This window comes from Acinetobacter genomosp. 33YU, from assembly GCF_001990725.1.
In the GTDB taxonomy this organism is placed as follows: Bacteria; Pseudomonadota; Gammaproteobacteria; order Pseudomonadales; family Moraxellaceae; genus Acinetobacter; species Acinetobacter seifertii.
The window spans coordinates 1-2,196 of record NZ_LFZQ01000029.1; the positions used below are offsets into that span (position 1 = coordinate 1).

Sequence of the window (2,196 nt, forward strand, 5' to 3'; positions counted from 1 at the left end):
GAACGACCGAGCGTAGCGAGTCAGTGAGCGAGGAAGCGGAAGAGCGCCTTATGTGGCATTTTCTCCTTACGCACCGGTATACCGTTCTGCATCCTGTCTGGAGCAGGATACACTGTTATACCCCGGTGCCACTTTCCGATTCAAAGCGTGTCTGTATGCTGTTCTGGAGTTCTTCTGCGAGTTCGTGCAGTTTCTCACACATGGCGGCCTGTGCATCAGCATCGAGTGAGTCCAGTTTTTCGAGCAGCGTCAGGCTCTGGCTTTTTATGAATTTTGCCATGTTAAGTGTGGTTTGCTGCTGCTTGTTCATCTTTCTGTTTTCTCCGTTCTGTCTGTCATCTGCGTCGTGTGATTATATCGCGTACCACTTTTCGACAGTTTTGCCGCCGGTATTCTGCCGTCTGACTCTTTGACGGGCATTTCTGCCTGACAATACTGTCACTGCCAAAAAACTGCCGTGCCTTTGTCGGTAATTCGAACTTGCTGACAGGACAGGATGTGTAATTGTTATACCGCGCATACATGCGCGCTATTACAATTACCCTGGTCAGGGCTTCGCCCCGACACCCCATGTCAGATACGGAGCCATGTTTTATGACAAAACGAAGTGGAAGTAATACGCGCAGGCGGGCTATCAGTCGCCCTGTTCGTCTGACGGCAGAAGAAGACCAGGAAATCAGAAAAAGGGCTGCTGAATGCGGCAAGACCGTTTCCGGTTTTTTACGGGCGGCAGCTCTCGGTAAGAAAGTTAACTCACTGACTGATGATCGGGTACTGAAAGAAGTTATGAGACTGGGGGCGTTACAGAAAAAACTCTTTATCGACGGCAAGCGTGTCGGGGACAGAGAGTATGCGGAGGTGCTGATCGCTATTACGGAGTATCACCGGGCCCTGTTATCCAGGCTTATGGCAGATTAGCTTCCCGGAGAGAAACTGTCGAAAACAGACGGTATGAACGCCGTAAGGCCCCAAACCGATCGCCATTCACTTTCATGCATAGCTATGCAGTGAGCTGAAAACGGTCCTGACGCATTTTTCCGGTTTTCACTGGGTAAAACATCTCTTTTTGCGGTGTTTGCGGCAGAATCGCGTTCAGCGCGTTTTAGCGGTGCGCGTAATTAAGGGATTATGGTAAATAGGGCGGTTGATATATGATGATGAAATGTCACAAACGTAACATCTTGATTTTTAAGGATAAATCTCGCAGGTGTGTTTTTTGTGATATGTTGCTTTTGTTAAATGTTTGATTTTTATGATTTTTTTCTTTGTGTTTTTTTTGGGATCTATAGATATTACACGTAGTGTAATTTTATAAATAGCGTAGTGTGACAAAAATAAGATGAATTTATGAAAAAAAACATTGTTAGACAAGTGCTTGAGAGTTATGGTCCGTGCATATCTTCTGAACTTGCTGAGAGGATTAAGCGTCAGAATCCTTCTATGTCATCTGATGCAATACGTAAAATGATCTCTCGAAGCACTGATATTGGTAAGTTGCCATTTTTAAGATTTAGTCATAACAGGAGATTCATTTATCTAAAAGATGACTTTGGTAGCTTCAAATTTTGGCGGGCGCTCAAAAAATGTATGCGTGAGGCAAATTCGGCGTATTCTCACGCTATACTTTCCGTAATTAATAATGGCGGATACTTGAAGGTAAAGGATTTTGGGATTGTGTCTGGCTCTCCGATAAAGCAGGCCAAGCATTTAAGTTATGAATCTGTTCTAAAAAATCTGCTTTCAGCTAAAATACTTAGATCTGTGTATATTGATGGTATTGGTGATTGTGTTTTGATAAATAATAATATAGCTAATGATATCAGCATCTTTAATATGGCAAATTGCGAGTCTTTTTTTGATAAGCCAATATTTGAACTGATTAAGGCATGGTTGCGAAATTTAGGTATTGTGGCTTTTAATCAAATAAAAACAAAATATGATGGAGAGAACAATCCTGTGGTTGGTTCTTTCGAGTGGGATATAACAGCGCCAAGTTATGTGTCCCCTCTTGCTGAATATTCCAGCGATGGACTCATCCCAGGTTTTGTTGTCTGTGATTTTGCTCTAGGGTTTAATCGAAATGAAATTACCACCGATGCTGCTGATACCTTCATAAGAAAAGTTCAGATGACCAAGTCCTCTAGGACAAACCAGAGGATTATGTTTGTTCTTTTTGCTAGACGTTTTGAGAAGAAT

The 2,196-nt window shown here is 42.8% G+C and carries 3 protein-coding genes; 2 read left to right on the top strand and 1 reads right to left on the bottom strand.

Annotated features, from left to right (window positions below; genetic code table 11):
• Positions 1–115: 115 nt before the first annotated feature.
• Positions 116–310 carry a Rop family plasmid primer RNA-binding protein gene (locus tag AC056_RS19000; protein ID WP_039023183.1) on the bottom strand — a complete coding sequence of 65 codons (195 nt, stop codon included), beginning with the start codon at positions 308–310 and terminating at the stop codon, positions 116–118.
• 284 nt (positions 311–594) lie between these two features.
• On the opposite strand from AC056_RS19000, the gene mobA reads away from it, so the two are divergent.
• Together mobA and AC056_RS19010 are read left to right on the top strand one after the other, a co-directional pair.
• Positions 595–918, top strand: a complete 324-nt coding sequence (mobA, locus tag AC056_RS19005) for a plasmid mobilization protein MobA (protein ID WP_000166966.1) — start codon at positions 595–597, stop codon at positions 916–918.
• 429 nt (positions 919–1,347) lie between these two features.
• Positions 1,348–2,196: hypothetical protein (locus tag AC056_RS19010; RefSeq protein ID WP_213033518.1), on the top strand; the 849-nt coding region annotated here is incomplete at its 3' end.